The 7,712-nt window shown below is 39.0% G+C and carries 8 protein-coding genes and 1 riboswitch; of the genes, 6 read left to right on the plus strand and 2 right to left on the minus strand.

The annotated features are described in order from the left end of the window. The first annotated feature begins 1 nt into the window (after position 1). The 6 genes from V7147_RS19185 to V7147_RS19210 all read left to right on the plus strand — a co-directional run bounded on the left by V7147_RS19185 (position 2) and on the right by V7147_RS19210 (position 6,484). On the plus strand, positions 2-1,123 hold the full coding sequence (locus tag V7147_RS19185) for a UxaA family hydrolase (RefSeq protein ID WP_335369435.1): 1,122 nt from the start codon (positions 2-4) through the stop codon (positions 1,121-1,123). Positions 1,124-1,425: 302 nt separating this feature from the next. Next, positions 1,426-2,712, plus strand: coding sequence for a four-carbon acid sugar kinase family protein (locus tag V7147_RS19190; RefSeq protein WP_335369436.1), 1,287 nt, complete (start codon positions 1,426-1,428; stop codon positions 2,710-2,712). Between the two features lie 36 nt (positions 2,713-2,748). Beyond that, a complete protein-coding gene (gene pdxA / locus V7147_RS19195; protein ID WP_438824613.1) occupies positions 2,749-3,729 on the plus strand; it encodes a 4-hydroxythreonine-4-phosphate dehydrogenase PdxA in 981 nt (326 codons plus the stop codon). A gap of 72 nt (positions 3,730-3,801) precedes the next feature. Then, a riboswitch (Lysine riboswitch) is annotated at positions 3,802-3,984 on the plus strand. A gap of 96 nt (positions 3,985-4,080) precedes the next feature. Further along, positions 4,081-4,917: a transporter substrate-binding domain-containing protein gene (locus tag V7147_RS19200; RefSeq protein WP_335369438.1), complete on the plus strand. Its 837-nt coding sequence runs from the start codon at positions 4,081-4,083 to the stop codon at positions 4,915-4,917. Between the two features lie 63 nt (positions 4,918-4,980). Continuing rightward, positions 4,981-5,727 (plus strand): amino acid ABC transporter permease, encoded by a 747-nt coding sequence (locus tag V7147_RS19205; RefSeq protein ID WP_335369439.1) that lies wholly within the window; start codon positions 4,981-4,983, stop codon positions 5,725-5,727. A 16-nt stretch (positions 5,728-5,743) separates the two neighbouring features. Further along, the gene (locus V7147_RS19210; RefSeq protein ID WP_335369440.1) at positions 5,744-6,484 is read left to right on the plus strand and encodes an amino acid ABC transporter ATP-binding protein; all 741 of its coding nucleotides are present in this window, start codon (positions 5,744-5,746) and stop codon (positions 6,482-6,484) included. A gap of 99 nt (positions 6,485-6,583) precedes the next feature. On the opposite strand, the gene yidC is transcribed toward V7147_RS19210, so the two are convergent. After that, positions 6,584-7,372: a membrane protein insertase YidC gene (gene yidC, locus V7147_RS19215; protein WP_335369441.1), complete on the minus strand. Its 789-nt coding sequence runs from the start codon at positions 7,370-7,372 to the stop codon at positions 6,584-6,586. Positions 7,373-7,395: 23 nt separating this feature from the next. Next, entirely contained in the window at positions 7,396-7,692 is a 297-nt protein-coding gene (locus V7147_RS19220) for a hypothetical protein (protein ID WP_335369442.1), read from the minus strand. Positions 7,693-7,712: the final 20 nt, after the last annotated feature.

A 7,712-nucleotide genomic window follows, 5' to 3' on the forward strand; every position in this document is an offset into this window, starting at 1 on the left:
AGTGGGGGTTCGTAATCACGTATTGATACTTCCCACCATCACTTGTGCGACACAGGCTGCATATCAAATTACCCAGCTTGTGCATGGGACTGTTAGTTTTATTCACCAGCATGGTTGTACGCAGGTAGGGGTGGATTATGACCAAACGTTCCGAACGTATGTGGGGGTAGGACTTAATCCAAACGTGTATGGTGTAGTTGTACTAGGATTAGGCTGTGAAACACATCAGGCTAGAAGTGTAGCTGAAGAAATTGCAAAAAGCGGAAAACCGGTTGCGACGGTTTCGATACAGGAAAATGGCGGTACCTTACAAACAATCGCGAACGCAGCGAAAATTGCTACAAAAATGGTTCAGGATGCTTCTGCAATTATGAGAGAGCCATGTCATGTCAGTGAGTTAATTGTTGGAACGGAATGCGGTGGTTCGGATGCTTGCTCTGGTCTGTCTGCAAACCCTGCCGTTGGCCATGTGAGTGACTTAATCGTAAAAGCGGGTGGAACTGCAATCCTTGCAGAAACGACAGAATTAATCGGAGCCGAGCATTTGCTGGCAAACCGTGCCGTTGATGATCGTACAGTTGAAAGAGTATATGAAAAAATTAAGCAGGCTGAAGGCCGAGCGCTAATGATGGGGATTGATATTCGGACAGGTAATCCTACACCAGGGAACATTGCGGGAGGATTAAGCTCACTTGAGGAAAAATCACTTGGAGCCGCTACTAAGTCTGGCACGAGTCCTCTTCAAGAACTAATTGACTACGCGGACATTCCAACTAAAAAAGGGCTTGTCTGGATGGATACTCCCGGCCAGGATATTGAACAACTCACTGGAATGGTAGCGGGAGGTGCACAAGTAGTCTTGTTTACAACTGGTCGAGGTACGCCAACGGGATCACCAATTGCCCCTGTCATTAAAATTTCAACAAATACACCAATGTTTAATAGTATGGGAGATAATATGGATTTGAATGCTGGAACAATCATTGAAGGGAAAGAAACCGTTCAATCAGTTGGAGAATCAATCTTTGAAGAAATAAAATCCGTTTCATCTGGTAAACTAACAAAATCAGAAATATTGAAGCAGAACGACTTTGGCATTTGGAGAATCGGACCTACATTTTAACTTATAAAGTAAGGGCTCAAACCCCTACTGAATAAGTTTAAGCCTCCGGCGGATGCCACGTTTTTTCAAAGGTAATTTTCAGCTTTAACTGGCACTAAGCCCTCAATGAGGGCAACTGCCAGTAAAAGCCTGATTGGTTCAACTAACAATCTGTGGAGTAGTGAATCCACAGATTGAAGTTTCACTGTATCTCCCATAAGATCAAAGACTAANNTGTGGCAACGTCTTTATGACCCACTTCATGTGGGCCTAAAATCGGGCGCAAATACGCCCAGTCGTATTTGATTGGATGTGTGGATGGATTGAACAATAAAATTGGGATTATTGCAGATGATTTTACTGGAGCAAATGACTCAGGTGTGCAGCTTGCTTTAAAGGGCCTTCGTTCTTCGGTTATCCTTGACTGGAAGGAAGAAGGTAATTTGCAAAACCAAGATGTGTTAATTATCGATACGAATAGTCGTGCCTTAGCCGCCAAAGAAGCAGGGGCAGCTGTGAAAAAAGCGGCCCTCAAGCTACAAAGGTTGGGTTATCAATGCATTTATAAAAAAGTGGATTCGACCTTAAGAGGTAATATAAAGGCTGAACTTGATGCAATCGAAGAAGTCTATCAGCCAGAGTTAATCGTCATTGTGCCTGCACTACCAAAAATGGGAAGAACGACAAAGTCAGGTTATCACTACGTAAATGGAATCTTAATTTCAAAATCAGAATTTGGGAAGGATCCCAAGACACCTGTTACCGAGAGTTATATTCCACATTTGCTATTTAAAGATAGTCAGAGAAAAGCTTCGGTTTTATCAGAGGATGTGCTTCATGGTACCGAGGTAAAGTTTCTCCAGCAAATCGATGATTATTTGAAACAAGCCATATCATGGATTGTATGTGATATAGAGCGGGAATCAGATTTTCAAAGGATTCTAGAACGATTCATCATGACAGGAAAAAGGATTGTTTGGGTGGGCTCTGCCGGTTTAATTGAATATTTGCCTGAAGCCTTACAATTAAAAGGAAAAACGATTCACAATTCATCACCGGTCATAGGTAAAACATTAACAGTATCGGGCAGCCTTTCAAAAACGACAAGCCTTCAACTCGAGGAAGCAGCTCGATTAGAAGATGTGTTTGCCGTTAAATTAGATGTCCGGAAATTACTTCAACCGAACGTTGAGACAAGTTCCATTTTAGAAGAAATAGAATCACATTCCCATGCAAGGCATTACATGGTGTATGTTGAAGCGAATGAGGAAAATCGTAAAATTGCCCAAAATGAAGGTGAAATACAAGGTTTAAGTAAAATAGAAATTAGTGAGCGAATTGCGACTAGCTTAGGAATTGTGGCAAACGATATTTGTAACCTAAACCAATCAATTAATGGATTGATATTAACTGGCGGAGATACAGCAAAGGCAGTCTGTTCGATACTTGGGATTAAAGAGATGGAATTGGTTTCTGAAATCGAACCAGGTTTGCCGTTTGGACGATTAATTGGATATGAAAAGGATCTTTGGGCCGTTACGAAAGCTGGGGGATTCGGTAACAATGAATCTTTGAAAAATGCAATGCATTTTATGACTAAGGATGTGTGAACATTGACGAAGCAAAAACCAATCATTGGAATTACCATGGGAGATGGTGCCGGGGTTGGACCCGAAATTATTTTAAAAAGCCTAGCTGAACAAGAAGTCCATGAAATATGTAACCCAATCGTAATTGGTGATGCAAAAATACTTGAGCGGGCAAAAGCTTATGTTCATTCTACGCTCTCTATTCATTCCATCCAACGGATTGAGGATGCAGATTTTCAAATGGGCATTGTTAATTGTCTTGATCTTAATTTATTGCCTGCGGAGTTGCCTGTTGGAAAGGTTTCGGCAGAAGCAGGTCATGCCGCATATGAATATTTGGCAAAAGCTATTGAACTAGCAAAGCAGAAGCAAATAGATGCAATTTGTACGGCACCTTTAAATAAAGAAGCCTTGCATAAAGGTGGACATATATACCCTGGTCACACGGAGATCTTGGCTGATTTGACCGGGACAACAGATTTTTCGATGATGTTATCTGCACCTAATTTAAAGGTCATTCATGTTACAACACATGTGGGGATACTCGATGCAGTTAAAATGATCAATCCTGAACGTGTTTATAATGTGATCAAATTAGCGGATGAAACTTTAAAAAGATCTGGAATCAAAAATCCTAAGATTGCTGTTTGTGGAATCAATCCTCATGCTGGTGAAAATGGGTTGTTCGGGTACGGTGAAGAGGAGGAGAAAGTGATTCCTGGTGTACAAAAAGCTCAGGCAGAAGGTATAGAAGCTTTTGGTCCATTGCCTGCTGATACTCTATTTTTCCGTGCAGTTCGTGGGGATTTTGATATCGTTGTCGCTATGTATCATGATCAAGGGCACGGACCCGTAAAAGTACTGGGGCTTGACGCTGGGGTAAATATTACAGTTGGCTTACCCATTATTCGTACGAGTGTGGACCATGGAACGGCTTTTGATATTGCAGGCAAAGGGATTGCGGATGAAAAAAGTTTAACTGAAGCCATTCGCCAAGCAGTAGATTTTACACCGAAGTTACTTAGTAGATATTGCTAATAAATACGGGTTGACGCTCTTATACGTATTATAGTAGTATAGAAAATAATTGAATAAGACCTCACTTTTTAGTAGTGAGGTAGAGGCGCGATGTTTAACAGTCTTTAGTGGAGCTTGAGAAGCAATGATGCTAAAGAGAAGGAAATGTCGCCGAAGTGTGTAATATTCTCAAGTCATTACATGCTGGGTCTGCAGTTAAGAGCTGCAGGACTGTCTCAATAAACCCCCAGTTTATTGAGTTGAGCTATCTCATTTGGGATAAAGAGAGGACTTTAGGCTAACGATACAGCGACCTGAGTATATCTCAGGTCGTTTTTTGTCGAAAATTATCAAAAAACGGGAGGGAATACTATGAGAAACAAGCTATCATTATTCATAGTTTTATTGATTTCAACGATACTTTTATTAGCTGGATGTGGGACAAGTAATGGTTCTGATTCCGGGTCGTCAGAAGATAATACATTTAAAGTCGGTCTTGAAGCGGGATATGCGCCATTTAACTGGACTCAAAACGATGATTCCAACGGTGCAGTTAAAATTGCGGGCTCTAAAGAATTTGCGGGTGGCTATGATGTAGAAATCGCGAAAAAAGTAGCTGAAGGATTAGGAAAAGAATTAGTCATTGTCAAAACAGAGTGGGATGGCTTAGTTCCAGCTCTACAATCAGGGAAAATTGATGCAATCATAGCGGGTATGTCACCGACAGAAAAACGTAAAGAAGCAATCGATTTCTCGGACAATTACTATACATCAAATTTAGTGATGGTTGTGAAAAAAGGCAGCAAGTATGAAGGTGTTACTTCTATTCAAGATTTCAAAGGAGCAAAAATTACAGCTCAATTAAATACGTTCCATTATTCAGTGATTGATCAAATTGAAGGTGTTGAGAAGAAAACAGCGATGGATAACTTCCCAGCAATGCGAGTTGCTCTTGAATCAGGAATGATTGATGGGTACGTCTCAGAACGTCCTGAAGGAATTAGTGCTTCATCTGCAAATGAAAACTTTGTAATGGTTGAATTTGAAGATGGATTTAAAACATCAGCAGACGACACAGCAATCGCAGTTGGACTTCAAAAAGGCAGTGAATTTACAGATAAAATCAATGAGGTTTTAGCAGGTATTTCCGAAGAAGAACGTACAAGCATTATGGATTCGGCTATTCTAAATCAACCAGCAGCACAATAAAAATGCCAAGAACCGGCTGTATATCAACATACAGTCGGTTTTATAAGTAAAGGAGGAAATAAGATGAGTTTTGAGTGGGTCGTTCGAATAATCGCAGAAAACTGGCCTATGTTCCTTCGTGGAGCTGGTTTAACGCTTTTGATTGCACTCATTGGAACAATCTTTGGGGCAGCGATTGGATTGTTAGCAGGCGTAATCCGAACAATTCCAATGCCAGAGCGCGGAGTGAATAAAATAAGTTTAAAAGTGATTAATGCAATCCTCTCAATCTATATTGAATTCTTCCGTGGAACACCGATGATTGTACAAGCGATGGTTATTTATTACGGTTCTGCGTTAGCATTTGGTATCGATATGAATGTTTTTGTTGCAGCGATTATCGTTGTATCGATCAATACAGGAGCATATATGGCTGAGTATGTTCGCGGTGGGATTGTATCAATTGATAAAGGACAGTTTGAAGCAGCACATGCGATCGGAATGAATCATTTCCAAACAATGTGGAATGTAGTATTACCGCAGGTTTTACGTAATATTCTGCCAGCAACAGGTAATCAATTTGTGATTAATATTAAGGATACTTCCGTTCTGAATGTGATTTCAGTTACAGAATTATTTTTCGTAACAAAATCGATTTCAGGAAACAATTTTAGATATTTTGAATCGTTTTTCGTAGCATGTATACTCTATTTTGTGATGACCTTCATTGTCACAAGAATTCTATTATACTTTGAAAAAAAATTAGATGGCTCTGATAACTATACGATTATTGGGAACGATAGACCATTACAAGCAAATCAAAATAATTGAAGAAGGAGGAGAGAAGATGGAAAAGATTATTGATATTCAACATTTAAACAAATCCTTTGGCACTCATGAAGTATTAAAAGATATTAATTTCTCAGTGAATAAAGGAGAAGTAGTCACCATCATCGGTTCTTCAGGATCTGGTAAATCAACTCTTCTTCGTTGTATCAATCTGTTAGAAAAACCAAGTGGCGGGCAAATTATCTATCTTGGAGAAAATATATTGGATAACAAGCATGATGTCGCTTCCTATCGAAGACATTTAGGGATGGTTTTCCAACAATTTAACTTATTTAATAATCATAATGTCCTTAGTAATTGTGTTGTGGGACAAATAAAAGTACTAAAACGATCTAAGGAAGAAGCCGAAAAAGTAGCGATGAAATACTTGAAGGTTGTTGGCATGGACAAATATATTAACGCCAAGCCAAAACAATTATCTGGTGGGCAAAAGCAACGGGTAGCAATTGCAAGAGCTCTCTCCATGGAACCAGATGTCATGTTATTTGATGAGCCAACATCAGCCCTTGATCCAGAAATGGTAGGGGAAGTTCTAAAAGTCATGAAGGAACTAGCTGAGTCTGGTCTTACCATGTTAATCGTAACCCATGAAATGGAATTTGCAAAAGAAGTATCTGACCGAGTTGTATTTATGGAAAAGGGAGTTATCGCAGAAGAAGGAAGTTCTGAGCAAATCTTCAATCATCCAACCCAAGCTCGAACTAGGGAGTTCCTAAAACGTACTTTAGTACAATCATAATGTAAAAGCTGACTATAAGTGCCTGATCCACAGTGAATGAACTAAGGATCAGGATATGATAAAAGGCCAATCTCCGTAATGAGATTGGCCTAATTACGTTTATATTTGTTTTTCTTCTACGATTAGATTTACCTTCTGTTTCCGATAAAGTCGTTGACCTATATACGTTTGGAGTGCTAGGAAAATACCGCCTACTACCCAATAGAGCGGTAATGCAGCGGGTGCCCTAAATGAAATGAAAACAATCATAATCGGTGACAATAAACCCATAAACTTCAATTGCTGTTGCTGACTTTGCCCCATATTTAATTGAGAGATTTTGAATTGAATGAAATAAATAATCCCCGCAATGATTGTTAAAATTAAATCAGGATGCCCTAGACTAAACCATAAAAAAGTATGGTGAGAGATTTCTGCTGAACTGCGGATTGCATAATAGAGTCCAGTTAAGATAGGCATCTGAATGAGTAGTGGCAAACATCCCATATTTAGCGGGTTAATACCGTGTTGCTGATAGAGTCCCATCATTTCTCGCTGCAGCTCTTGTTTCTTTTTCGGATCTGTTTCAGCAGATATTTTCTTCTGGATCATTTCCATTTCTGGCTTAACTAGCTCCATTTTTTCTTTCATAGTTGCTTGGTTTTTATACTGTTTCAACATGGAAGGCATCATAACCAAACGAATTAAGATTGTTACGATAATGATGGCTACTCCATAGCTACCATTAAATGTATTTGCAATAAAATTGATAAGCAGTGTTAAAGGATCTACTAAATAAGTGGTGAAAAATCCTTCATGATTACTCGAATTTACCCCGCACCCGGAAAGTAGTGCTGAAAGTGCAATTAAAAGGGTAATGAAACTGATAACGGAACGATGTTTTTTCATGTTTCCTCCTTAAAAGTTTGAATTTAACGATTAAGATTAAAGGAAACAAGACTATCAGCATCATCACTTGTAAATACTCTATTTCTTATTGATTTTACAATTCTTCTTGTAATAAAATACTGAATTAAAAGACTTCTATTTAGATCAAAACTTTTGCTTTCATTCTTTTGTATTTTTGTGATATCGGAAAAGGGTGTATCAAAACCAACTTCAACCCTTTGAGCCGACAATAACGTCAACATTAGTCCTAGACACAAACTAACATTTAGTGCCATCAGCGTATATAATTCTGGATCAAGTAATAAAAAATCTAATAACAAAGGATACACACCCCATTATT

Origin of the sequence: Bacillus sp. JJ1521 (assembly GCF_036965165.1) — a bacterium.
GTDB lineage: Bacteria > Bacillota > Bacilli > Bacillales > Bacillaceae_L > Ferdinandcohnia.